The organism is Mucilaginibacter sp. PPCGB 2223, assembly GCF_001705515.1.
In the GTDB taxonomy this organism is placed as follows: Bacteria; Bacteroidota; Bacteroidia; order Sphingobacteriales; family Sphingobacteriaceae; genus Mucilaginibacter.
Genome location: NZ_MDJS01000004.1, coordinates 581,520 through 606,220, shown reverse-complemented (window position 1 = coordinate 606,220; position 24,701 = coordinate 581,520). Strand labels below are relative to the sequence as shown.

At 47.3% G+C, this 24,701-nt stretch carries 22 protein-coding genes; 14 read left to right on the top strand and 8 right to left on the bottom strand.

Annotated elements, in window-relative coordinates; all coding sequences use genetic code 11:
- The first annotated feature begins 15 nt into the window (after positions 1-15).
- The 5 genes from BEL04_RS21045 (at position 16) to BEL04_RS21025 (ending at position 5,068) form a co-directional block, all read left to right on the top strand.
- Positions 16-1,254 (top strand): PP2C family protein-serine/threonine phosphatase, encoded by a 1,239-nt coding sequence (locus BEL04_RS21045; protein ID WP_066007188.1) that lies wholly within the window; start codon positions 16-18, stop codon positions 1,252-1,254.
- A 5-nt stretch (positions 1,255-1,259) separates the two neighbouring features.
- Positions 1,260-1,856 carry a ribonuclease HII gene (locus BEL04_RS21040; protein ID WP_066007187.1) on the top strand — a complete coding sequence of 199 codons (597 nt, stop codon included), beginning with the start codon at positions 1,260-1,262 and terminating at the stop codon, positions 1,854-1,856.
- A 65-nt stretch (positions 1,857-1,921) separates the two neighbouring features.
- Complete coding sequence (locus BEL04_RS21035; protein WP_066007186.1) at positions 1,922-3,124, top strand: glycosyltransferase family 4 protein; 1,203 nt, start codon at positions 1,922-1,924, stop codon at positions 3,122-3,124.
- A gap of 58 nt (positions 3,125-3,182) precedes the next feature.
- Entirely contained in the window at positions 3,183-4,265 is a 1,083-nt protein-coding gene (gcvT, locus tag BEL04_RS21030; protein ID WP_066007344.1) for a glycine cleavage system aminomethyltransferase GcvT, read from the top strand.
- A gap of 77 nt (positions 4,266-4,342) precedes the next feature.
- A complete protein-coding gene (locus tag BEL04_RS21025) occupies positions 4,343-5,068 on the top strand; it encodes a 2-phosphosulfolactate phosphatase (RefSeq protein WP_066007184.1) in 726 nt (241 codons plus the stop codon).
- A gap of 14 nt (positions 5,069-5,082) precedes the next feature.
- Here the strand turns inward: BEL04_RS21025 and BEL04_RS21020 are convergent, their stop codons facing one another.
- The 3 genes from BEL04_RS21020 to dtd form a co-directional block, all read right to left on the bottom strand.
- Positions 5,083-5,985, bottom strand: a complete 903-nt coding sequence (locus tag BEL04_RS21020; protein WP_066007182.1) for a DUF4349 domain-containing protein — start codon at positions 5,983-5,985, stop codon at positions 5,083-5,085.
- 77 nt (positions 5,986-6,062) lie between these two features.
- Positions 6,063-6,389: a nucleotide pyrophosphohydrolase gene (locus tag BEL04_RS21015; RefSeq protein ID WP_066007180.1), complete on the bottom strand. Its 327-nt coding sequence runs from the start codon at positions 6,387-6,389 to the stop codon at positions 6,063-6,065.
- Positions 6,390-6,403: 14 nt separating this feature from the next.
- Positions 6,404-6,862, bottom strand: a complete 459-nt coding sequence (gene dtd, locus BEL04_RS21010; RefSeq protein ID WP_066007178.1) for a D-aminoacyl-tRNA deacylase — start codon at positions 6,860-6,862, stop codon at positions 6,404-6,406.
- Between the two features lie 78 nt (positions 6,863-6,940).
- Here dtd and BEL04_RS21005 point away from each other — a divergent pair, with 78 nt between their 5' ends.
- The gene (locus BEL04_RS21005) at positions 6,941-7,921 is read left to right on the top strand and encodes a hypothetical protein (RefSeq protein ID WP_254659611.1); all 981 of its coding nucleotides are present in this window, start codon (positions 6,941-6,943) and stop codon (positions 7,919-7,921) included.
- A complete protein-coding gene (locus tag BEL04_RS21000) occupies positions 7,884-10,229 on the top strand; it encodes a hypothetical protein (protein WP_139113129.1) in 2,346 nt (781 codons plus the stop codon). Before BEL04_RS21005 ends, BEL04_RS21000 begins: the two co-directional genes overlap by 38 nt.
- Here the strand turns inward: BEL04_RS21000 and rsgA are convergent, their stop codons facing one another.
- Positions 10,230-11,150 carry a ribosome small subunit-dependent GTPase A gene (gene rsgA / locus BEL04_RS20995; RefSeq protein ID WP_066007172.1) on the bottom strand — a complete coding sequence of 307 codons (921 nt, stop codon included), beginning with the start codon at positions 11,148-11,150 and terminating at the stop codon, positions 10,230-10,232. It lies immediately after the preceding gene.
- 102 nt (positions 11,151-11,252) lie between these two features.
- On the opposite strand from rsgA, the gene BEL04_RS20990 reads away from it, so the two are divergent.
- From BEL04_RS20990 to thrC, 6 genes are all read left to right on the top strand, one after another.
- Positions 11,253-11,480: a hypothetical protein gene (locus tag BEL04_RS20990; RefSeq protein ID WP_066007170.1), complete on the top strand. Its 228-nt coding sequence runs from the start codon at positions 11,253-11,255 to the stop codon at positions 11,478-11,480.
- A gap of 247 nt (positions 11,481-11,727) precedes the next feature.
- The gene (locus tag BEL04_RS20985; RefSeq protein WP_066007168.1) at positions 11,728-14,217 is read left to right on the top strand and encodes a zinc-dependent metalloprotease; all 2,490 of its coding nucleotides are present in this window, start codon (positions 11,728-11,730) and stop codon (positions 14,215-14,217) included.
- Positions 14,218-14,727: 510 nt separating this feature from the next.
- Positions 14,728-15,201: a GNAT family N-acetyltransferase gene (locus tag BEL04_RS20980; protein WP_066007166.1), complete on the top strand. Its 474-nt coding sequence runs from the start codon at positions 14,728-14,730 to the stop codon at positions 15,199-15,201.
- Positions 15,202-15,652: 451 nt separating this feature from the next.
- On the top strand, positions 15,653-18,103 hold the full coding sequence (gene thrA / locus BEL04_RS20975; RefSeq protein ID WP_066007164.1) for a bifunctional aspartate kinase/homoserine dehydrogenase I: 2,451 nt from the start codon (positions 15,653-15,655) through the stop codon (positions 18,101-18,103).
- Positions 18,104-18,258: 155 nt separating this feature from the next.
- A complete protein-coding gene (locus BEL04_RS20970) occupies positions 18,259-19,221 on the top strand; it encodes a homoserine kinase (RefSeq protein WP_066007162.1) in 963 nt (320 codons plus the stop codon).
- A gap of 7 nt (positions 19,222-19,228) precedes the next feature.
- Positions 19,229-20,536, top strand: coding sequence for a threonine synthase (gene thrC, locus BEL04_RS20965; RefSeq protein ID WP_066007160.1), 1,308 nt, complete (start codon positions 19,229-19,231; stop codon positions 20,534-20,536).
- A gap of 166 nt (positions 20,537-20,702) precedes the next feature.
- On the opposite strand, the gene BEL04_RS20960 is transcribed toward thrC, so the two are convergent.
- A complete protein-coding gene (locus tag BEL04_RS20960; RefSeq protein ID WP_066007158.1) occupies positions 20,703-22,355 on the bottom strand; it encodes a M28 family metallopeptidase in 1,653 nt (550 codons plus the stop codon).
- Positions 22,356-22,442: 87 nt separating this feature from the next.
- Here BEL04_RS20960 and BEL04_RS20955 point away from each other — a divergent pair, with 87 nt between their 5' ends.
- Positions 22,443-23,042 carry an HAD family phosphatase gene (locus BEL04_RS20955; protein ID WP_066007156.1) on the top strand — a complete coding sequence of 200 codons (600 nt, stop codon included), beginning with the start codon at positions 22,443-22,445 and terminating at the stop codon, positions 23,040-23,042.
- Here BEL04_RS20955 and BEL04_RS20950 read toward each other — a convergent pair whose 3' ends face one another.
- From BEL04_RS20950 to BEL04_RS20940, 3 genes are all read right to left on the bottom strand, one after another.
- Positions 23,043-23,243, bottom strand: coding sequence for a hypothetical protein (locus BEL04_RS20950; protein ID WP_066007155.1), 201 nt, complete (start codon positions 23,241-23,243; stop codon positions 23,043-23,045). It lies immediately after the preceding gene.
- A 91-nt stretch (positions 23,244-23,334) separates the two neighbouring features.
- Entirely contained in the window at positions 23,335-24,291 is a 957-nt protein-coding gene (gene metF / locus BEL04_RS20945) for a methylenetetrahydrofolate reductase [NAD(P)H] (protein WP_066007154.1), read from the bottom strand.
- Positions 24,292-24,314: 23 nt separating this feature from the next.
- The gene (locus BEL04_RS20940) at positions 24,315-24,668 is read right to left on the bottom strand and encodes a four helix bundle protein (RefSeq protein ID WP_066007152.1); all 354 of its coding nucleotides are present in this window, start codon (positions 24,666-24,668) and stop codon (positions 24,315-24,317) included.
- Between the last annotated feature and the right edge of the window lie 33 nt (positions 24,669-24,701).

Below are 24,701 nucleotides of genomic sequence, written 5' to 3'. Positions count from 1 at the left end.
ATATTTATAGGCTGAATGGATAGCTTTAATACCAATAATGGCGAAGATGAGTTAATACGGTTGCTGCTGAAGCGGCAATCGGAATTAAACTCGTTATTGGAGGTTACTAAAGCCATTAATAAAAATACCTCGACGCAGGTATTGATCGAAATGCTCGAGGTTATCCTGAAAAGCTACCTCAGCGTGGGCAAACTCCGGTTTATGATCGAGAAGTTTGGCAGCTATGTTTGTGTATCGCGCTACGGCGGCAATTTCGAAACTAACGCGGCGCTGTACAAGGCTTGCCTCAAAATGAACAAGTTCAAATCGCCGGCGCCTTTGCTGGATCATCCCGATCAACTGTTAGCCGCCTACGATTATTTCATCCCCATTTATCACAAAAGCAAACTGCTGGCCTTTGCGCTGGTTGGCGATTTTAATACGTCCGAAGAGATGCTGGCCAATGATCTTAACTTCATCCAAACGCTGATGAACGTGATCGTGGTGGCGCTCGAAAACAAGAAATTGTTCAGAGAGCGTATCGCAGCCGAGCGCTTTCAGCGCGAAATGGAGCTGGCTGTTGAAGTGCAGAACATGCTCATCCCGCTAAGGCTCCATAAAGAAACAGGGGTGGAGATTGGCGCGCGTTATTTACCCCATCAAAATATCGGCGGCGATTACTTCGATTTTATCCGGCTTAACGATAAGGAGTTTTTATGGTGTATTGCCGATGTATCGGGTAAGGGTATTTCGGCTGCCCTGCTGATGGCTAACTTCCAGGCCAGCCTGCGCGCCTGGGCCACGGTGGAAGACGACCTGACCAATATCGTCGAGCGGCTGAATAATATAGTCATCAAGAATACTAAAGGCGAGAAATTCATCACCCTGTTCTTAGCCAAATATAACGAGGAGACCCGCCGCATGGATTACATCAATGCCGGCCACAACCCCTCAGTAATTTATGCCAATGGCGAAGCCGTTCCGCTAAAGCTGGGCACCACCATGCTCGGTGTGTTTGAGGAACTGCCCTTTATAAACCAGGGCGAGGTGGATATTGAGCCGGGATCGCTTATTTTTAACTATACCGATGGCCTGCTTGATTACGAGCCCGCCGACGCCATGGTTTGGAACGAGGATATTATGATGGATTTTGTAAGCCAGAACGGCGATTTGAGCCCCGATAAGTTTAACCAGAAAATATTAAACGAACTGGCAACGTTAGTAAAAAGCAAACCCATTGATGATGTAACTTTGCTTACGCTGCGTATCTTTTAGTAAAAATGCTTTTAGCCCGATTTCAATACGATTTTTTAGAAGCCGGTTGCGATGAAGCCGGACGCGGTTGCCTGGCCGGGCCGGTGTTTGCTGCTGCGGTGATACTACCGCACGATTTTGAGCACGGGATATTGAACGACTCGAAGCAGATTACCGAAAAGGTGCGGTACGACCTGCGGAAAGAAATTGAAGATAACGCCCTCGATTTTGCCGTTGCCTGGGTAGACAACGAAGAGATCGACCGGATTAATATTTTAAATGCTTCGTTTTTGGCGATGCACCGCGCCATAGCGAAATTAAAAACCGAACCTGGTTTTTTGATCATTGATGGTAACCGCTTTAATAAATACAACAAAGTACCTCATCATTGTATTGTTGAAGGCGATGCCAAATATTTCAGCATTGCAGCGGCGTCTATTCTGGCTAAAACCTATCGAGACGATTTTATGCTGCAGATAGCAGCCGAACACCCCGAGTACGATTGGCACAGCAATAAAGGCTATCCCACCATTAAACACCGCAATGCCGTAATTGAGCACGGTTATACGCGTTATCACCGCCGCACTTTCCGGGTTACCGACCCGCAACTGACTATTTTTTAACATTAGTTTTTTTGATTAAGCCGCCGGGCTTGCTATTTTTGGTGAGATAGTAACCCTTTCCCTCTGTGAAGATATTGATCCTGAGTAACCGCGTACCCTTCCCGCAAAACGGCGGATACCCGATTGTGGTGCGTAATACCATCCTGGGTTTGGTAAATGAAGGACACGAGGTATCGGTATTTACGGTGAATAACCGCCGGCAACTTACCGATATACAGACCGACGACGCGCTGATCAAACGGATCAACTATCAATCGTACGATGTGGACCTGGGCCTGTCGTTCAAGGATTTTATTCTCAACCTGTTTGGCCGGCGTACTTATAATGTCGACAGGTTTTACAATGCCGGTTTTGAGCGGTTGCTTGTTGAGGAGTTGAAGCGTGAGAAATACGATATCGTGCAGTTCGAAGGCTTGTTTATGTCGGCCTACCTGCCGGCAGTACGCAAAAACACAACCGCTAAACTGATCTACCGCGCGCACAATATCGAATACCTGATATGGAAGCGGCTTTCGGAACAGAAAAGCGACCCGATCAAAAAATCGTACCTGAGCCTGCTGGCAAAACGTATTAAAAAGTACGAGCTAAGTTACCTGGATAAGTTTGATGCCATTGCTACACTAACCAACCAGGATAAGCAAACCATGCTGGATCATGGGACTAAAATACCGGTAAAGGTTATCCCTGTCGGTATCGATCTTACCCGGTACAGACCCGATTACGAAAAGACAGAATACCCGAGCTTGTTTTTCCTGGGCGCGTTGGATTGGATGCCTAACCGCGAGGGTATGGAATGGTTTTTGGAAAATTTTTCATCAGATCTTACTGATGGCGACCTCAAAGTTCGTTTTTATGTTGCCGGACATAATATTCCGGAGTCTTTTGACGATTACGAGGTTTTAGGCAAAATATTTATATCGGGCGAGGTTGATGATGCTCTGGAATTTGTAAACAGCAAAGCTATCATGATCGTGCCGCTATTATCGGGCGGCGGTATGCGGGTAAAGATTGTTGAAGGCATGGCGATGCAAAAATGTATCATCACTACCAGTTTCGGCGCCGAAGGCATCAACTACCATAACGGCCATGATATTTTAATAGCCGATGACCGCGAGCAGTTTCACGACGCGATAAAACGCGCTATAAGCGACGAAAACTTCTGTAAGCAAATAGGCATTAACGCCCGCCTGCTTGTTGAACAGGAGCACGATACCAACAAGGTGATATCGCAGCTGATAGCTTTCTATAACGAGATACAGCAGGGCTGATGTTTCGATGCAAATTGTTACTTTTGCTGCCGTATTTAAAAATCCAACTGATCTTGTTATGAAGAGTACTGCTTTAACTAATGTGCACATTGCATCAGGTGCTAAAATGGTTCCGTTTGCCGGATATAATATGCCTGTCCAATATGCAGGCATCAATGCAGAACACGAAACCGTGCGCAAAGCGGTGGGCGTTTTTGATGTGAGTCACATGGGCGAGTTTATTTTGAAGGGTAATAACGCGCTCGACCTGATACAGCGTGTTACCAGTAACGATGCATCCAAATTGTACGATGGCAAAGTACAGTACTCCTGCCTGCCCAATGAAGACGGCGGTATTGTTGACGACCTGCTGGTTTACCGCATCGACGAAAAAACCTATATGCTGGTAGTCAACGCATCGAACATTGAAAAAGATTGGAACTGGATCAGTAAATACAACACCAATGGTGTGGATATGAAAGATATATCAGACCGTACAAGCTTGTTAGCGGTGCAGGGTCCAAAAGCTGCCGAAGCTTTGCAAAGCCTGACGGATATCGATCTGGGATCGATGGAATATTACACGTTTAACAAAGGTAAATTTGCCGGCGTAGATAACGTGATCGTATCGGCTACGGGCTATACCGGTGCCGGCGGCTTTGAGATATATGTTGATAACAAAGACGCCGAACACGTATGGAACGCGGTATTTAAAGCCGGTGAGCCGTTTGGTATTAAACCAATCGGCTTAGGCGCACGCGATACCCTGCGTTTGGAGATGGGTTTTTGCCTGTACGGAAATGATATCGACGATACCACCTCACCGCTTGAAGCCGGCCTGGGCTGGGTGACCAAGTTTAATAAGGAGTTTACCAATTCGGAAGCTTTGCAGCAGCAAAAAGCTGCCGGAATAAAACGTAAACTGGTTGGTTTTGAAATGATAGACCGCGGCATACCAAGGCATGACTATGAAATTACCGATGCCGGCGGCAACCTTATCGGCCGGGTTACATCGGGTACGCAATCGCCATCGCTGCAAAAGGGCATAGGAATGGGTTATGTAGATACCGCCTTTGCTAAGGAAGGTACGGAGATATTTGTTAAGATACGCGATAACCAGGTTAAGGCGGTAGTGGTTAAACCGCCGTTTTATAAAGGATAAAAATCATTGCCGGTTTTAGTCCGGATATTCACATCCTGCGTGCTACTAATCATGTGGGGTGCTGAAACAAGTTCAGCATGACAGGAAAAAAGAATTTAGAAGTTTGCCTTAGCCCGGCATTATTGCCTTTGTTTAACCTGGAAGGCAAGATAGCCGTCATCATCGATATTTTTCGTGCAACCACATCCATTTGCTATGGTATCGAAAACGGCGCTGAAGCGATTATCCCGGTTGCCGAAGTTCATGAGTGTATTGCATACCGCGATAACGGTTTTGATCATCTGCTTGCTGCCGAGCGTAACGGCGAGGTGGTTGAAGGTTTTGATTTTGGTAACTCGCCGTTCTCGTACACACGCGAAAAAGTGGGTGGTAAAACTATCGTGCTGACCACAACCAACGGAACACACGCCCTGCACCGCTCTATCAAAGCCAAGCAAATTGTTATCGGTTCGTTTTTAAACCTGACAGCCCTTTGCAATTGGTTAACAGCACAAACCGAAGACGTTTTATTGGTATGCGCCGGCTGGAAAAATAACTTCAACCTCGAAGATACCTTGTTTGCCGGCGCAGTGACCCATCAGCTAACAGCCAACGGCGGTTACAGAGCCGATGATGCGGCCATCGCATCGCTCGATCTGTATGCTATGGCTAAAGATGATCTGAACGCTTATCTCAAAAAAACATCCCACAGCGAACGTTTGAAGCAATTGGGTATCGAAGCCGATATCGCTTTCTGCCTCAATGTCGACACGGCAAATACTATCCCGGTCCTGGAGGGTGAGCGGCTGGTGCGGTTAAGCTAACAAAACCTGTTTTGTTATGCCGATTCCGGAGCGACTCTCCGGTTTTTTATGCGCTTCCTCAGCCATATAAAAACTAAAAATAAAATGATCAGTACCGGCCAAACGGCTATTGAGCCAAAAAACAAGGTTTGTAAACAATCCCAGCCATCCGAGAGCGCCTGTTTAAACCTGAAACCTATACTTGTTTCGTTTTTTGGCGCTACTGATAAAGAATAGAAAGTGATATCCAGCGAGCTGTAGGCAACCTGCTTTGCCATGTAATTCAGCTGGCCCTGGGTCGATTCGATATCGCTCCTGATTTCTTCAAGCTTCCCTTCTATCTGCAGCATATCGCTCATTTTATTGGCTTTGTTGAGCAATTGCAGGTAACGGTCTTCTAACTTCTTTTTATTGTCGAGCCGGGTTTTGGTGTCGATATATTCAGTTGTCACATCTTTAATGTTGATGTTCTTGCTGTCGATCTGATCAGCGGCATCAGCTACTGTGTCTAAAAGTTTATCGAAGTTTTTTGCAGGTACGCGTACTTTTAAATTATACTCCTTGCTGTTCGAGCCTTCATTCTTGGATTGGTTATCTTCGGATACGTAGCCGCCAAGTTTCTGAACGTTTTGAATGATACGTTTGCGTGTAAGGGCCACGTCGGCTGTCTCAAAGCGTATCTCGCCTTCCTTGGTTATTTTTTTCGACGTATCTGTCGAAACCTGCTGTACCTGGGGCGGCGCCATTTTAACATCTGCAAAAGCTACCGCATCTGAAGTGGTTTTTTTAGCTGGCGGCTCTTCTTTATCCGCTTTAACCATCGGTGCCGGTGCAACCCGGTCGTACGCTGCGGAAACCGCCTGGCCTTTATGATGCGCACCATCGCTGCAGGAAGTAAAATAAGTGATAACAATACAAAGTGCTGCTATTTTTTTCATGACGATCAGGTTTTTGTAATAGGATACGATAACCGGCCTGATTCCATAAATTGAATAGCACGAAATTAAATAAGTGCTTACTTTAGCTTCTCGTTGTTCTTATGCCGTTCGGCATCGCGGATATTTTTTTTGATCATATTTTTTTCGAGGGCCTCGGTGAGGTCGATACCGGTTTGGTTGGCCAGGCAGATGAGTACAAAAAGCACATCGGCCATTTCATCGCCCAGGTCGACCGCTTCATCCGATTTTTTGAACGATTGCTCGCCGTATCGCCGCGCCATAATGCGGGCCACTTCGCCAACCTCTTCCATCAAAATGGCGGTATTGGTCAATTCGTTAAAGTAGCGGATGCCGGTAGTGTTGATCCAGTTGTCGACAAGAGATTGAGCTTCTTTGATAGTCATAAGCACGAGTTTAATTAGTGGTTGTCTTTATCCTTAGTATCCATAATAATTGTTACCGGGCCATCGTTCAGCAGGCTTACTTTCATGTCGGCGGCGAATATTCCAGTCGCTATTTTTTTGCCCAGTAATTTTGACAGGGTGGCTATCATCTGCTCATACATCGGGATGGCTTTATCGGGACGTGCAGCACGGATGAACGAGGGGCGGTTTCCCTTTTTTGTTTGCGCAAACAGCGTGAATTGCGATATGAGCAGGATATTGCCGCCAACATCGGTCAGGGCCTTATTCATCAAACCATTCTCATCGCCAAAAATGCGCAGGTTAACCAGTTTACCGGCCAGCCAGTCGAGGTCTTCGGTGGTATCTGCATCTTCAACACCTAAAACTACCAGCAACCCGGTTTGAATTTCGCCTGTAACCTTACCGTCGACCACACAGCTTGCATGTGTTACCCTTTGTATAACAGCTCTCATTTTATTTGGCTTAAAGCTTTAAATAAATAACTTTGGTTGATGCGCCGGGCCATTTTTTTGTTATTACCGATACTATTAATGGTTAGCTGCAAACCCGGCAGAAAGGTAAACAATGCCTTTTATTATTGGAAAACTGTTTACCGCCAAAATGCAACAGAGAACGCCTTCCTGCAAAAATTGCAAAGCCGTAGGCTCTATGTACGGATAATGGACGTTGATATGGATGACGCTGGCCTAAACCGGGTACCCGTATCGCCTGTTAGTTTTGAAAATAAGCTGCCCGATACCATCGCCATCGTGCCCGTGGTATTTATCGTCAATAATGCTTTGCGAGGGATGAGCCAAATACAGCTGACGGATCTGGCCCGCAAAATAGTGCACTTTGTTGATGGCAAGGTGAGCCAGGCCGGTAAAAGCAGCTATCCCGAACTACAGATGGACTGCGACTGGACTGCCGAAACCCGCGATAATTATTTTTACCTGCTTACCCAATTAAAGCCTTTACTACAGCATAAAACCTTGTCGGCAACGTTACGGCTGCACCAGGTGAAAAACCTGCACAACAGCGGCGTGCCGCCTGTTAACCGGGTTATGCTGATGTGTTATAATATGGGTAACCTGCGTAAGTACGGCGATCAGAACTCGATCATCGAACTAAGCGAATTGAAGAAGTACCTTGGCGATAATTTAAGCAGTTACCCGGTGAAGATGGACGTCGGTTTGCCTTTGTTTAGCTGGGCGGTAGCTTTTCGCGATAAGGTGTATATAGGCATTGCCAAACGAATAAATTTTGGTAATTTAAACGCACAGGATAAATTTCAGTCGCAAGGTAATAACCTGTATGCGGCCAAAACAGACCTGCCCGAATACGGTTTAAAGAAAAATGATGTGGTGCGATGGGAAAGCGCCCCGGCAGCTGATCTGTGTTCGGCCGCCGGCTATCTTTCGCATTACATCAGGCAGGATACCCTGAACCTGATCTGGTTTCATTTGGACGAACCTGTATTGAAGAACTATACATATGATGAATTGGAAAAAACCGGTTATTTATTGCGTTAGTTTTACTGGCTGCTTTTTTGCTTTCATTGTGATTATTTTTGCCTGCGGGCCGGAGGTCGACCCATACGATTATTACGTCTCGTTCTTTAATAATAACATTCAGAATGACCGTGAGTACAGCGCTTTCAGGTACACCAGCGAACTGTTTACCTACGAAGACCAGGAACCAGCCAGCGAGCGGGAAATCAACGCCGACGAATGGGCCGCTTACCTGGGTAAAAACGTTCGGGCTGCCGATGCCGAAAAAGCTATGTATAAGCTGGATACCAAAACCGATTCGGTTTTATACAACGGCTATCTTAACCAAAAAGGCAACTTACCCGATAGTTTAGCACCCAACACTTTTTTGAAAGCTGTTTTTGCAAATAAAAGCGCGTTGAAGTATTACCGCTTTGCTAAAAGCGTTGAAAAGATAGCCAATGTAGAGGCACGCGCGTGGGAACCTACGCCAATGGATACCGTTGGTTTACGTACCCAGGGTGCGCAGGCATTTACGCTGGCAACGCAGGAGAAAGATAAGTTTATCCAGCTGCGTTACTATTACCAGGCGCAGCGCCTGCTGCACTATGGTGCGAGCTACCAGCAAGCCAGTGTGGTTTATGATAAATACCTGGCGCCGATCAGTTCGGCAAGTCACGTAAAAGGCTGGGCAATGGCTTTAAAGGCCGGCGAGTTACGCTGGTTGAAAGATACCATCCAGGCCGCTTACTTGTTTTCGAAAGTATTTGCCCAATATCCCGAGCGGCGCTTGCAGGCCTATCGCAACTACCGGGCAACAGGCGTTAAGGCCACGGTATTGGTGCAGCTTGCCACTAACGCTGCCGAGCGTGCCAATATTTTTGCAATAGATGGCTTTATGCAATCCGGGCCGGATATTGAGCCCCTGAAAAAAGTATACGAACTTGCACCGGCATCGCCTATGGTTGCTGTGCTGCTTACGCGCGAAGTAAATAAGCTGGAAGAAAAGTACCTTACCGGAAAACTCTATAAAGACGACATCCCCGTATACGATTTTGATGCGACCATGCGCGGTGTTAAACCCAACCGCGCGCCGCAATATGTTGAGCAGGTTAAGGCTTTTGCCAGGCAAGTGGCCGCCGAAAAAAAATACCCCGACCCGGCTATGGGCACTTTGGTAGCAGCGTATATGGCCTGGATGGAAGGCAATATCGATGAGGGCTCGGCATTGCTGAAAACTCTATACGGGCAAAACCTGAAACCACGGTTCGAAGACCAGAAGCATATTGTGCAACTGCTGCTAATGGCACGAAGCATCCAAAAATATAACCGGGTTAATGAAGCCATTTTACTGCCATCGTTACAGTGGCTGGATAAAAAAGCCCGGGCCGAGATAAAATCGGATAGTATAAAAACAACCTGGGATGGGTTTAGGCCATCGCCTTTTGCCAATGCCGAACGCGATTTTTACCAAGCCGTGCTGGCACCGGTTTACCTGAAACAGCAGGACACTACCATGGCTGCCCTTGCGCTGGCCAATACGCCTTCGGCCGGTTTTTGGCAAACGGATCTGCACTCTGATAATCTTCGTACCCTTATCCGCTGGAAAACAGTTTCGCCGCCTAACCCATATGTCACCTTTTTAATGGGCAGGGTATTACGCAAGCCTGATTCTTTTTACGAACTATTAGGCACAACTTACCTGCGTGAGCACCAGTACGCCCGGGCCGTCAGCGCGTTTAAGCGTGCCGACCCCAAAATGATCGATAGTGTAAATGCCGATACCAAGGCCGATCCGTTTATCGAGCTGGTTAACGATTACCCTAAAGTATACATTTACGGTAAGGCCAAAGGCTATAACAAACTACAGTTTGCGCAAGCCATGGCCGATTTGCAGCAGAAGCTAAAAACAGACCCTGCTAACGCGGCTTCCTATTATTATAAAATGGCCACCGGGCTGTACAACACCTCGCACTATGGCAATGCGTGGTATTTGATCTCGTACAGATGGTCGGCATACGATTTTTGCCGGCCGGCAAAAAATTATTACGATGCCGACTACGTGAAGGCGCTCAATGCCGAGGAGTATTTTATGATAGCCCGCCGGTTTTCAAAAACCACCGAATTTAAAGCCAAATGCACCTTTATGGCAGCCAAATGCCGGCAAAAGCAGGCCGTTGAGCCACTATACGGCGTGCCGGATTTTGATGAACTGACGAAAGCCTTTCAGCTGCAGCTGCGGGGTAATGATCTCTTTACCGATCTGAAGACCAATTATCGGAAGACCGCTTTCTACAAAAAAGCGGTGAGCGAGTGCAGTTACCTGAAAGATTTCATTGTGGCGAAATAACTAAGCGCGGGTATCGTAACCGTGGTAAATGCTCACATAACTGTCGTATCGCGATGGCTCAATATCACCGCTCTCAACCGCGGCTATAACGGCGCAACCGGGTTCGTTAATATGGCGGCAATTCTTAAAGCGGCAATGCTCCATGTATTGCCTTATCTCAGGGAAAAGCCCGCCAAGCTCAGCTTTTTCAATATCTACAATACCTAACTCGCGTATACCCGGCGTATCGATGATTGCCCCGCCCTGTGGCAGCTCGAACATTTCGGCAAAGGTTGTCGTATGCATGCCCTTGTCGTGCCAGTCGGATACCTGGTTGGTACGCAGGTTAAGATCAGGTAATATCTGGTTGATCAATGTCGATTTACCTACGCCCGAATGTCCTGAAAACAAACTTACTTTGTCCTTCAAATCGACTATGAGTTCATCGATATGTGTACCGGTCAATGCCGAAACCTGGTAACAGTGATAACCGAGTTTTTCATAAACTTCGCGGTAAGCTGCCAAAACTTCCAGGCCCTCATCGCTAAACAGGTCGAGCTTATTAAACACCAGCTTTGCCGGGATATGATAAGCTTCGGCCGTTACCAGGAAACGATCGATAAAGCCCAACGATGTCCGCGGCGAGGCGAGTGTGACCACCAGGAAAGCCTGATCGAGGTTGGCGGCGATGATCTGCGCCTGACGCGACAGGTTGATGGATTTGCGGATGATATAGTTTCTGCGCTCGTGCAGGGTAGTAATTACCCCGGTTTCCTGCTCGGGCTCCATTTCAAAATCAACCTGATCGCCAACGGCAATGGGGTTAGTAGTGGTAATGCCTTTGATCCTGAACTTGCCTTTTATGCGGCAGTCAAGCCTGCGGCCATCGGGTGTAAGCACCTCGTACCAGCTTCCGGTTGATTTTGTAACTGTTCCCTGCATGTGCGGCAAAGATATGATTATGAAATATAACAATTTCGAGAGTTGCTTTGATAATAACTTCGAAACAATAAATTTGTCTGTCAAATTCAATTTGATTTATAGATGAAAGGCTGGATAACCGTAACCGTACCCGATAACGGGCAGGATGTAACTACCCTCGTAAACATTCACAATATCACCCATATAAAAAATCTCAAAGATTTTTTAACCATCAGCGGCTCCGGCAAAAGCCGCATCTACTTAAATACCAGTACCGATGCAACCCAACGTTATCTGCCATGCCATGAAACTTTTGAGATGCTGATGGCTTTGATCAGCGAAGCCTCGTGATTTTTTAATTGGCATAGTTAATCCCGGGCCCGCCTTTCGGGAGGTGCTCGTCTGCTCATGGGCCATGCTGCGGTTTGAGCCTCGGGTTTTGGTTCGATCGCCTGGCTCATTGTCAGTCCCCATAAATTACATAGTACCCGATCCACAGGTCCAGGTTCAGTGCAACAATTTCAATAGAATTGAAATTTATACCCGTTATTGATTATATTTAGGCTTTTACTAACTGACATCATAACATTATCATAACATGAAACTATTTATACCAATAGTTGCAGTCATGCTGTTTTGCGGCCAATGCTTTGCCCAGCGGGCTGATGGCAGCCGCCCCGCAGGCGAAACCCGCCCGGCAGCCAGCATCGAATCCTTCACGCAAAATCTCAAAAAGTACGAAGGCTTTTTCACCTTTTTTTACGATTATAAGACAGGGAAAATCTACCTTGAGGTTGATGAAAACCAGTTTAACAAGGAGTTTCTGTACTTCAGTGCCCTGGTTGATGGTATTGGTAACGGGGGCGCCGAGCGTGGGCAGGCGTCGGCCGAGTTGGCTAAATTCATCAAAGTAGGGCCTAAAATATTTCTGTTAGAGCCCAATTTAAAATACCGCTCGGTTAAAGGCAGCGCCGATGAGCAGCAGGATGTAGAGAACGCTTTTGCAAAATCCATCATCTTTGGTTTTGCGCCTGTTGCTGTAGAAGGTGATAAGGTACTGGTAGACCTGACGCCTTTCATTATTCGCGACGCGCAGAAAATAGGCGACCGCATCGGTAGCGGTTCGGCTAACGCGGGCAGCGCGGCGGCGTCGCGCGGCAGGGGAGCGGTTAACGCGGGAGGCGGCTACCGTGTAGACGAAAGCCGCTCGGCGGTATACCTGGATAATACCAAAAATTTCCCTAAAAATACCGAATTTGAGGCTGTGCTTACCTTTGCTGGGAATGGCCGCGGTAATATAGCACCCGATGCAAGTTCGGTTACCGTCAACATGCACCAAAGTTTTGTCGAATTGCCCGACGGTAATTATAAACCCCGCAAATTCGACCCTCGGGCCGGTTATTTTGGGTTTAGTTATCTCGATTTTTCGGCGCCGATGAGCGAGCCGCTCGAAAAACGTTTTATTGAGCGCCACCGCCTGGCTAAAAAGGATCCTTTGGCAGCTGTGAGCGAGCCGGTCGAACCCATCGTATATTATATTGACCGTGGCGCGCCGCCATTAATACAAAAAGCTTTGGTTGAAGGTGGTTCGTGGTGGAACCAGGCGTTTGAAGCCGCCGGTTATAAAAATGCATTCATTGTAAAAGTACTGCCCGAAGGTGCCGACCCGATGGATATCCGCTATAATATAGTTAACTGGGTAAACCGCTCGGCCAAGCCAGCGCGTGCATTTTCGTACGGGGCATCATACATCGACCCGCGTACGGGTGAGATCATCAAAGGTATGGTAACCCTTGGTTCCGACCGTCACCGCGAGGATTACCTTATCGCCGAAGGATTGTTACAACCGTATATTGATGGTAAGCCTGTGCCAAAGGATATGGAAGAAATGGCGCTGGCGCGTATCCGTCAGTTATCGGCGCACGAGATTGGGCATACGCTGGGCTTAACGCACAATTTTGCGGCAAGCCCCAATAACCGTTCGTCGGTAATGGATTACCCCTTCCCAAGGTTTAGCCTGAAGGCCGACGGTACGGTAGACCTATCAGACGTGTATGCCAAAGGTATAGGCGGCTGGGATAAACGGGCCATTATGTGGGGGTATTCAGATTTCGGCCAGGGCGCTAACGAGGATGCCGAACTGGATAAAATAACCAGGAAAACTTTAGGTGAGGGTTTTGTTTATGCTCCGGATGCATCGTTGGATGTGCACCCGATGTCGAGCCAGTGGGATGATGGTGCCAACCCAATCGATCAGCTGAATAAGCTGATGACCGTGCGCAAACATATACTGGATAATTTCTCGGAAAAAGCCATACCAAAGGGTTCGCCGATGGCAACTCTCGAAGAAGTGCTGGTACCTATGTACCTGTTGCACCGTTACCAGGTGCTGGCCGCCGCCAAATCGATTGGCGGCTTATACTATACCCATGCCATTAAAAACGACGGGCAGGTTACGACACAAATAGTTGACCCTGCCGAGCAATGGCGTGCTTTTGATGCCGTAATGAATACCATAACACCCGATGCCCTGGCTCTGCCCGAAGCATTGATAGAAAAGATACCGCCGCGCCCTACCGGCTACCCTTCATCGGTGGAAACATTTGGCGGGCATACCGGCTCGGCATTCGACCCTATAGCCGCTGCAGAGACCGCTGCCGATTATACCCTGGCCACCCTGTTTGATGCCGAACGTGCCGCGCGTTTAATTGAGTACAATGCCCGCGACCCCAAACGACCAGGTTTAATGGCCATGATAGATAAAATACTGGAGAGTACCTGGAAAGCGCCTGCAGTGCCTGGTTACAAAGGCGAATTGCAAATATTGGTCGACGATTTAACGCTAAAACACCTGCTGGGCCTTGCGGCGGATAATAATGCGGCCGCCAATGTAAAGGGTGAAGCATTGCTGAAAGTTCACGAACTGAAAGAATGGATGGCTGCCAAACAGGCTTCGGCCGAACCGAGGCAAAAAGCAGCCTTGTATTACGGCTTGCAGCAGATAGAAGAATTTGAAAAAGACCCTGGCAAATTTCAGCCTGCTCCGGCATTGGAGATGCCGCCGGGAGCACCTATTGGGATGGATTAAATTTGCCTTGATTTTAGAGTTCGGTACTCAAATTATCGGGCCGGTGCTTACAATCATAGCTATCGATTAAAGTGGATAATGCCCTGTTTTGTTACTTGTGTAACAACTTTAAGTAAAATTTTTGTAAGCGTTTGAGTTTTTCAAAATAATGATGTATCTTTTCCTCAAAATAATTTGGTATCTATCCCTATAGCCAAAATATTTTGAGGTTAACTGATCTTATTGCAAAACAATCGCCAAGTATAAAACTTTTGTACAGGCGCTTGCATTTGTCGTAAAGTCATATATGCTCCGTCCTTTCGGGGCGTTACTAAATTAATCTCTGCTTCCTTTTTTATTCATCCCGATGCGGGTTGTTAACCGGCATTGACTAAGATACCACCACCGCGACCGACCCGGGTTATCTCCGCCATTTGTGCGAGCATTTGGCGGGCATACCGGTTCAGGAAAATTCAACTCTTCATATTTCTGTACCTGTAAGGCTTCTTTGTTTTTAACGACGAAGGGTTTATGATATCAATTACCCCACGCATGCTTCGGAAAAATGAGCAGATGCCTTACGGGCTGTTGCTGCTTGCCGACGAAGAAATGCAGGCCATTGAAAGGTATATCCATCAATCGGATATTTACGTAATTGAAGCGGGCGACAAGATAGTTGGTGTTTGTGCTGTTTACACGATTGACGAACATACCGCAGAAATCAAGGCCATCGCAGTGGATGAAGCTTATCAGAACCAGGGCATCGGCAAACTGATGCTGAAAGATGCGGAAGACAAGGCCCGGGAAAAAGGGTTTAACGAACTGATTATCGGTACGCCAACCATTGCCTGGAAGCAGATATCCATTTACCAAAAAGCAGGTTTTGAGTTGTATGAGGTGAAGAAGGATTTCTTCATCAACTATTATACGCAGCAGATATTTGAAGATAGTGTACAGTTGACGGATATGGTGATGCTGCGGAAAAAGCTAAGGAATCCATCGTAACCCAATAGCATCCCTTTAAGGTTGATTGCAGTACAGGCCGGAGGCCTTGGTATAATCGTCACCCGCGCGGACGCGAGCGACTGCAATCACGAGCACTCGCTCGGCTCCGGCCGAGTGAGTAATATAAAAAGGCCTCCGGCCTGAATTCCCACCCATCCCATCGACTTTATCTAAGAAATTTAAAATTGCCCTTGCAGATTTGAAATATAAGCACTTACTTTACCGCGGATAAAAAACGAACATGTTAACACTCACTTCTGTAACCACAACAACCACAACTACCGGCGACACTGCGCACGGAGGGTGATCTTGGTATATAGAAATGAAAATATAAAACCAACGAAAGGCCTTCCTCGAAACGAGAAAGGCCTTTTGGCTTTAATAACCGTAGCGTAAGGGCGTAGTGGGGCTTGTATCTCAATACGCAATACGCTTTACTCAATACTAAAAAATGAAAGTTTTAAAATTCGGTGGTACGTCAGTCGGCTCGGTAAAAAGCATCAGCACCGTGCTCGACATCCTGAAAAAGGAGACCCAAAATGGAGAGAACCCGGTAGTTGTATTATCGGCCATGAGCGGGGTAACTAATTTATTGATCGCGATGGCTGAGCAGGCCGCGATTGGCAACAGCTTTAGCCAGCAACTGGCCGAGCTGGAAAAAAAGCACTTCGACGTAGTGAAAGCTTTGCTGGATGTGCAGCAGCAGAACCCGGTATTCACCAAGCTCAAAATTTATTTTAACGAGCTTGAAGATTTGCTGAATGGCATTTTAAGCTTACGCGAACTGACAGCACAGACAAAAGACCTGGTGCTGAGCTATGGCGAGCGCTGCTCCACCTTTATGGTGAGCAAGATTGCCGCGCAGCACTTTCCGCAGGCGCAGTTTGTGAATGCTGCCGACCTGATCAAAACCGACAGCAGCTTCGGTCATGCTAAGGTGAACATGGAGCTCACCGAAATGCTGGTGCGCAATTATTATTATGAAAATACCGGCCGGCTGCTTTTTGTAACCGGATTTATATCGAGCAACGATGCAGGGCGCATTACTACTTTGGGCCGCGGGGGCAGCGATTATACTGCAGCTATTTTAGGTTCGGCGCTGAATGCCGAAGAAATACAGATATGGACCGATGTGAACGGGATGATGACCGCCGACCCGCGCCTGGTGAAAAAGGCGTTTTCGCTGCCGGAACTGTCGTACACCGAGGCGATGGAGCTCTCGTTCTTCGGCGCTAAGGTGATCTATCCGCCAACGATGATCCCGGCTTTCCTCAAAAAGATTCCTATCGTTATCCTGAATACTTTTGATACCGCTTTCGGCGGGACGTATATTAAGCATGATGTTGGCGCATCGAACCTGCCGATCAAAGGCATTTCGTCGATCAACGAGGTGAGCATTATTAACCTGGAAGGCAGCGGTATGGTGGGTAAGGCGGGCTTTAGCGGCCGTTTGTTCAGTATGCTGGCGCGGGAGCAGATCAGCGTGATACTGATCACCCAGTCATCATCAGAGCATAGTATTACCTTTGCCATTCCTCCCGCGGATGCGGTAAAGGCATTGCACCTGATCGAACAGGAGTTTGAACTGGAACTGCACGCTAAAAAACTGGATAAACCGCAGATAGAGCAAAACCTGTCGGTACTGGCTATTGTGGGTGAGAATATGAAGCAGACCCCGGGTATTTCGGGTAAGCTGTTCCATGCGCTTGGTCGTAACGGTATCAATGTAAGAGCTATTGCTCAAGGCTCGTCAGAATATAATATTTCGGTAATTATCGGTCGTGCCGACCTGGCGAAAGCTTTGAATGCAGTGCACGATTCGTTCTTTGTATCGCTGAATAAAACCCTGCACGTATTTTGTTTGGGTACCGGTAATATCGGCACTACCCTGTTCCGGCAGTTGAATGAACACGCGGACTTTTTAGAGAAGCATAACGGCATACAGGTGAAGATCGTAGGGATCAGCAATACCCGTAAAATGGTGTTTAGCGAAGATGGCCTGTCGCTGGATAACTGGAAAGAAAGTTTGGAAGCATCGGAACTGGCAGCCAACCTGGACGAATTTATCGCTAAAATGCAGGCCATGAATTTGCCGAACTGCGTGTTTGCCGATAATACCGCCAGCCCGGTACCGATTGGGTACTATGAAAAGGTGTTTAAATCAAACATCTCGATAGTAACCTGTAACAAAATTGGTAACTCGGGTACTTACGCGCAATACAAAACATTTAAGGATACCGCCCGCAAGCATGGCGTTGATTTTTACTACGAAACCAATGTGGGCGCGGGCTTGCCGATAGTGCGCACGCTGAAAGACCTGATGATGAGCGGCGACAGGGTGATCCGTATCGAGGCTATCCTTTCGGGGACGATATCGTTCATCTTTAATAACTATAAAGGCGATGTGAGTTTTCACGATGTGGTGAAAACCGCGCAGGATAAAGGTTATACCGAACCCGACCCGCGCGACGATTTGCGCGGCACCGATTTTATGCGCAAAATGCTGATACTGGCCCGCGATGCTGGTTATGTATTGGAGCCTGGCGATGTAAATATTGAAAGCATGCTGCCAAAGGCTTGCCTGGATGCAGGTAGCGTAGCCGATTTTTATAAAGAGCTGAATAATGAAGGCAAATTCTTTGCGGATATGAAGGCTAAGGCAGAAGCTGCCGGAAAAGTATTACGCTACATAGGTAAGCTGGAAGATGGCAAGGTGAGCATTACCCTGCAGGCTGTGGACGAGAATCATCCTTTTTATACCCTTTCGGGAAGTGATAATATCATATCATTCACTACCGAGCGGTATAAGGAACGCCCGTTGGTGGTAAAAGGCCCTGGTGCAGGCGCCGAGGTTACCGCAGCAGGTGTGTTTGCTGATATTGTGAATGTGGGAGCACATTAGCCCCCTAACCCCCCTGAGGGGGAACGGATAGTTCAATAGAAATAACAAGAATAACCACCATGTCATTCCGAAAGAGAGGGCTTCTGCTTGCAGGCAAGCATGGATCAGAAGATTTCGCGTTATCGCTCGAAATGACAATTATAGAATAAAGAAATATGACGGCTTTAAATTCCCCCTTCAGGGGGTTAGGGGGCATAAAAGTATTTGCGCCGGCAACGGTGGCCAATGTAGTATGCGGGTTTGATGTTTTGGGGTTTGCGGTTAACGCGCCCGGCGATGAAGTGGTGATGCGGCTGGTGGGTAAACCCGGCGTTGCCATCACCAAAATTGAAGGTGATAACGGTAAGCTGCCCAAGGCTGCCGAAAAAAATACCGTGAGCGCCAGCGTACAGCATTATTTAAAATATGTCGACCGTACCGATGTGGGCGTGGAGATAGAGTTGTACAAAAAAATGCCTATCGGCAGCGGGCTGGGTTCGAGCTCGGCCAGTACGGTGGCGGGTTTGTATGCCATCAACAAGCTGATGGGCGATCTGCTCACGCCGATGGAAATGGTGCCTTTTGCCATGAAAGGCGAAGAGCTGGCCTGTGGCTACGGCCATGCGGATAATGTTGCACCGGCCATGCTGGGCGGTTTTGTGCTGATCCGCAGCTATGAGCCTTTGGATATTATTAAACTGCCTGTGCCGCAAGGTTTGTACTGCGCCATCGTTTTCCCCGATGTGGATGTGCCAACCCGCGATGCAAGGCAGATGATCCGCAAAAGCGTACAACTGAAAGATGCCGTAGTGCAATGGGGCAACGTGGCCGGTTTGGTAAGCGGTTTATTTATGAACGACCTTGACCTGATTGGCCGCAGCATGCACGATGTGTTGGTTGAGCCGACACGCTCTATCCTGATCCCCGATTTTTATAAGATGCGCGAAATGGCGATGGAAGGCGGCGCGATCAGCTTTGGTATCTCAGGCTCTGGGCCGTCGGTTTTCGCTTTTACCCGCGATGAGCAAACGGCTAACGTTATCACACAAAAAATACAGCAACATTTAAAAACCTTAAACATCAACAGCTATACCTACGTATCAGCGGTTAATGAGCAAGGCCCCCAAATATTAGGTTAAACACACCATGAAATTTTACAGTACCAACAGCCCGGCAGTGCATGTGCCTTTTAAGGAAGCCGTTTTTAACAGCTTACCACAGGATAAAGGTTTATATATGCCGGTGAGCATCCCCCAACTAAACCCCGATTTTTTACGCAATCTGGCTAAATATTCGCTGCCTGAGATCGCTTTTGAAGTGGCTAAAACCATGCTGAGCGATGCTATCCCCGAAAAGGATTTGAAAGCCATTGTAGAAGATGCGATAAATTTTGAAGCGCCCATCGTAAAGCTGGAAGAAGATGTTTATGTTTTGGAGCTTTTCCACGGGCCATCGCTGGCGTTTAAGGATTTTGGCGCAAGGTTTATGAGCCGGGTAATGAGCTACTTTTTGCGCGACGGTGAAAAAATGCTCGATATTTTGGTGGCTACCAGCGGCGATACCGGCGGTGCCGTTGCCCTGGGTTTTTTAGGGGTATCTAATACCCGTGTAACGATATTATATCCTAAAGGTAAGGTTAGCCCGATACAGGAGCAGCAACTGACCACCAACGGGCAAAACATTCGTGCGATAGAGATAGACGGTACTTTTGACGATTGCCAGGCTTTGGTTAAACAGGCTTTTGTGAATACGGAGCTGAATGAGAAATTCAGGCTGACATCGGCAAACTCCATTAATATTGCCAGGTTGATACCGCAGGCATTTTATTATGTTAATGCTTATGCGCAATTGCTGCGCGAAGGAAAAAGCGAGGTGGTATTCAGTGTGCCGAGCGGTAACTTTGGTAACCTTGGCGCAGGTTTACTGGCCTGGAAAATGGGCTTGCCGGTAAAGCAATTCATAGCGGCTACCAACGCTAACGATACCGTACCTCAGTTTTTAAGCACCGGTTTTTACAAACCCAAACCATCGGTGGCTACTTTAAGTAACGCGATGGATGTGGGGAACCCGAGCAACTGGATCCGCATTGCGCATATCTTCCAGGACCCAGAAAAACTGAAGCAACTGATAAGCGGCTGCAGCTATACCGACGAGCAAACGAAAGTAGCTATTGAAGCGGTTTACAAACAATACAATTACGTGGTTTGCCCGCATACAGCGATAGCCTGGCAGGCTTTAAAGGACTATCAAAAAGCTAATCCGGATAACCAAGCCGCAGGCGTGTTTTTATCAACCGCGCATCCGTGCAAGTTCCCGGAGGTCTTTTCGGAAGAAATTGCTGCTAAGATCGTGGTGCCTGAGCAGGTGAAAGAATTGCAAGGCAAGCCGAGCTTATCGGTTGCTTTGGGTACTGATTTTGCAGGGTTTAAGAAATACCTTTTGGAGAACGCCTAATTAATAAGGCGCCTTTGCGAGTGGTAGCGGAGCAATCTCTACATAGGATGATCGATACTTCAATCGGAACTGTATAGCATAGAGATTGCTTCGTATCTCGCAATGACGCGTGAAAAGAATTTCGGATGTAAAATTCGAAATTGAACATCCGAAATCCGAAATCAAATTACTGCCTCAGCTTTTTAAACTCCGAACCATCTTTCCATTTGGGGAAAGTAGTTTCGAAGGCCAGGCGTTTGCCTACCTGGAATAACAGTTCGATATCATCAAGGCCACCGTCTAAGTTCCAGGTCGAATCGTACATATCGGCCGGGCGGTGGTAGCGGTTGGCGGTATAATCGTCGTGTATTTTTTGTCCATAAGCTTTGCCCTTGCCAACCACATCGATACCGGCCGCAGTGGTTAACGACGGCACACCTGCTTTGGCAAAGTTAAAGTGATCGGAGCGGAAGAAATGCCCCGCTTCGGGATGTGATTCGGGCGCGAGGTAACGGCCTTTTTTCTTTAGCTCGTCTTTTACATAATCTTCCAGCTCCGATTGACCGGCGCCTGATATTTCCAGGTCGTTGGTTTTGGCGAAGTTGTTGATACCATCGATATTGATATTGGCTACGGTTTTATCCAAGGGGTAGATCGGGTGCTGACCGTAGTATTCCGAACCTAACAAGCCCTGCTCTTCAGCCGTCACAGCTAAAAATATAACTGTACGTTCGGGTTGGGTTTTCATGCTTTTAAAGGCACGTGCCATTTCCAGGAGCGAGGCCGTTCCGCTGCCGTTATCCAGTGCGCCGTGGTAAATGTTATCCCCTTTTTCGTCGGGTTTACCTACGCCAAAGTGATCCCAGTGGGCAGAGTAGATGATGTATTCGTCAGGGCGTTTGCTGCCGGTTATCTTGGCTATCACATTGTGCGATTTGTTGAACACCACCTTGGTATTTACCATAACCGAAAGCTTGGTGTTCATATCAAAACCTTTAAAACCGCGTTTATTGGCATCCATCAGCACGCTGGTGTCCTTACCTGCAGCAGCCAACATTTTAACGGCGCTTTCGTGCGTTACCCATCCCTGTACAGCCAACTGGTAGGCATTGCTGCCGCGTTTATCGAGGTGCAGCTTAACGCCGCTATTGGAGTTTTGTACCACGTTGAAAGGGTAGGACGCCGCCGCGGTATTGTGGATGATGATACAACCTTTGGCACCCTGGCGTGCGGCTTCCTCGTATTTGTAGGTCCAGCGGCCGTAATAGGTCATAGTCTTGCCTTTAAACAGGGTGGTGTCGCCCTGGTCCCAGCCCGGGTCGTTCACCATCACCATCACTACTTTGCCTTTAACGTTGAGGCCGGCATAATCGTTCCAGTTATATTCGGGCGCTACTACGCCGTAGCCCGCAAATACCAGGTCGTCTTCTTTCAAAGTATTTACGGTATCGGTACGCTCTGTCCACAGTACAAAATCGTTGATGTTTTGTAAGTCGAATGTGCCTTTTGGCGATTTTACCCAAAGTGGCGATACGGTTTTGGGGCTGATCTCGACCATCGGTACTTCCTGCAGGTAACTGCTGCCGTTGCCCGGCTCTAAACCGTAAGCTTTAAAGGTGTTTTGCAGGTAAGCTATGGTTTTGGTTTCGCCGATGGTGAATGGCCTGCGGCCCTTAAACTCGTTTGATGATAAGGTAATAATATGTTTGGTGAGGCTGTCCTTGTTGAAAGACGCTAAGCCATCCTGCTCGTCTACACTGGTGGCTTTAGGCTGCGAACACGATACTGCTACCATAGCCAGACCGGCGAATAATAGGTTGCGATGTAAGTTTTTTAACATATAATTTTGGTTTTTAACGAATGTACAGAATTTTGTTGGAGTGATAAAATTGCTGATTTTATTAGAATACTGCTATTTTTATCTTTCATGATCACCACCATCATATTCGACCTGGGCGCAGTATTGATCGACTGGCACCCGAAGCATTTATACCGCAAACTGTTTACTACCGAAGCCGAGATCGACGATTTTTTAGCTAATATCTGTACTTCTGCCTGGAACGAGGAGCAGGATTCGGGCAGGCCGATTAAAGAAGGCACAGAATGGCTGGTTTCACAACATCCCGAACATGAGGCTGCCATCCGTGCATTTTACGGGCGTTGGGATGAAATGCTGAACGGTACTGTGCCCGGCATGATCGAGCTGTTTAAGGAGCTCAAAGAAAGCGGCAGATATAAATTGTATGCTTTGAGCAACTGGTCGGCGGAGACATGGCCCATCGCGCTCAACAAATATGAACTTTTACAATGGTTCGACGGGCTGGTGATATCCGGCCTGGAAGGTATCCGTAAACCGGCCCCCGAATTTTACAAACTATTGCTCGACAGGTACGGGGTTGAGCCGGCCGAAGCTTTGTTTATCGATGATAACTACCGCAACATTTTAGCTGCCCGCGAACTGGAGATAGCATCCATACATTTTACATCGGCCGGAGACCTTAAGAAGCAGCTGGAGCTGTACCTGTGATCACTCAAACGATTCGCACAAACCCAGGATATTATCCAGCGGGATGATCATCTTGCGGTTATAATCGGTAGTAGTACAGGTTAAAAAATTACCGGTAATGGTATAGTCGCTTATTACCACTGCTTCAATAGGTTTTGACGGGGCTACCCTGTAAGCGCCAACAGTGTAAATAGAGTTTCGGAAAGTAACGATAAATTTCATAACGATAGTTTAGGCTTGAGAAAAAACAAATCGGCCGGTTAAGGGGATAACCGGTACGCGTTGTCTCAAATTTAGAAAATTTCCAATAAAACTAAAATACCGCCTGTGCTATGTGTTTAGTTGGCTCCGGGTTACCCATGGTATAAAAGTGCAATACCGGCACGCCGAACTTAACGAGCTCTTTACATTGCTGTATCATCCACTGTATGCCAACCTCGCGCACGTCTTCCTTGGTTTTGGCTTCGGTAATGGCTTCGGTTAAGGCCTCGGGGATATCGATATGGAATATTTTCGATAGGCTGATCAATTGCTTCGATACGGTGATAGGTTTTAAACCGGGTATGATGGGCACGTTGATGCCATTGGCCCGGCAGTTGTTCACAAAGTCGAAGTACTTCTGGTTATCAAAAAACATCTGGGTAACGATGAAGTTGGCGCCCATATCTACCTTTTGCTTGAGGTATTTAAAATCGGTCTTAAGGTTCGGGGCCTCAAAATGCTTTTCGGGGTAACCGGCAACACCGATACAGAAATCAGTTTTATAGGGCGACTCCACATCGCCGTGCAGGTAAATACCATTGTTCATATTGACAACCTGGCCCAGCAGGTCGGTAGCGTAAGCGTGGCCGCCGGGAGTAGGTACAAAACCCGAATCGGCCTTGCGGGCATCGCCGCGCAGCACCAGCACGTTATCGATACCTAAAAACTGGAGGTCGATCAAGGCGTACTCGGTTTCTTCTTTGGTGAAACCGCCGCAGATGAGGTGAGGCACGGCATCTACTTTATATTTATTCATAATCGCTGCGCAAACAGCAACGGTACCCGGGCGTTTGCGGGTGATCACTTTCTCTAACAATCCGTTTGGATGTTCTTTATAGATATGGTCTTCGCGCAGCGAGGTGACATCGATAAATGGAGGATTAAGCTCCATCAGCGGGTCTATCGCATTAAAAATACCTTGTATGCTCGAGCCTTTGATAGGCGGCAGTAGTTCGAACGAGAATAATGTTTTGCCCTTTGCGTTGTTGATGTGTTCGGTAATTTTCATTAATTAGTATCAAGTAGTTAGTATCAAGTAGCAAGACTTTTTTGCAACCCGTAGATCATCTTTTGTATTTCGCCAACTAAATTACAGATCGTGTTTAGAGTTTCGTCATTTATATATTCAAATTCTCTGGCAATTATTAGCTGTGTTTCCAATTCAAATGCAGACCCTAAAGCAATATTCAGAAACTGATATAGCTCCTTGTCGGATTTTCGTCCACAACCTTCAGCAATATTTGAAGGAATAGAAACAACTGCCCGGTTCATCTGAGAGATTAGCCCAAATCTTTCATTGGTTGGGAATGTTTTAGTTAGTGTAAATATCGACTTTGATAACTGGATACCAGCTTTCCAAACTTTAAGCTCTTTAAAATTGTGCATGGTTTTTCTGTCTTGATACTTGATACTAACTAC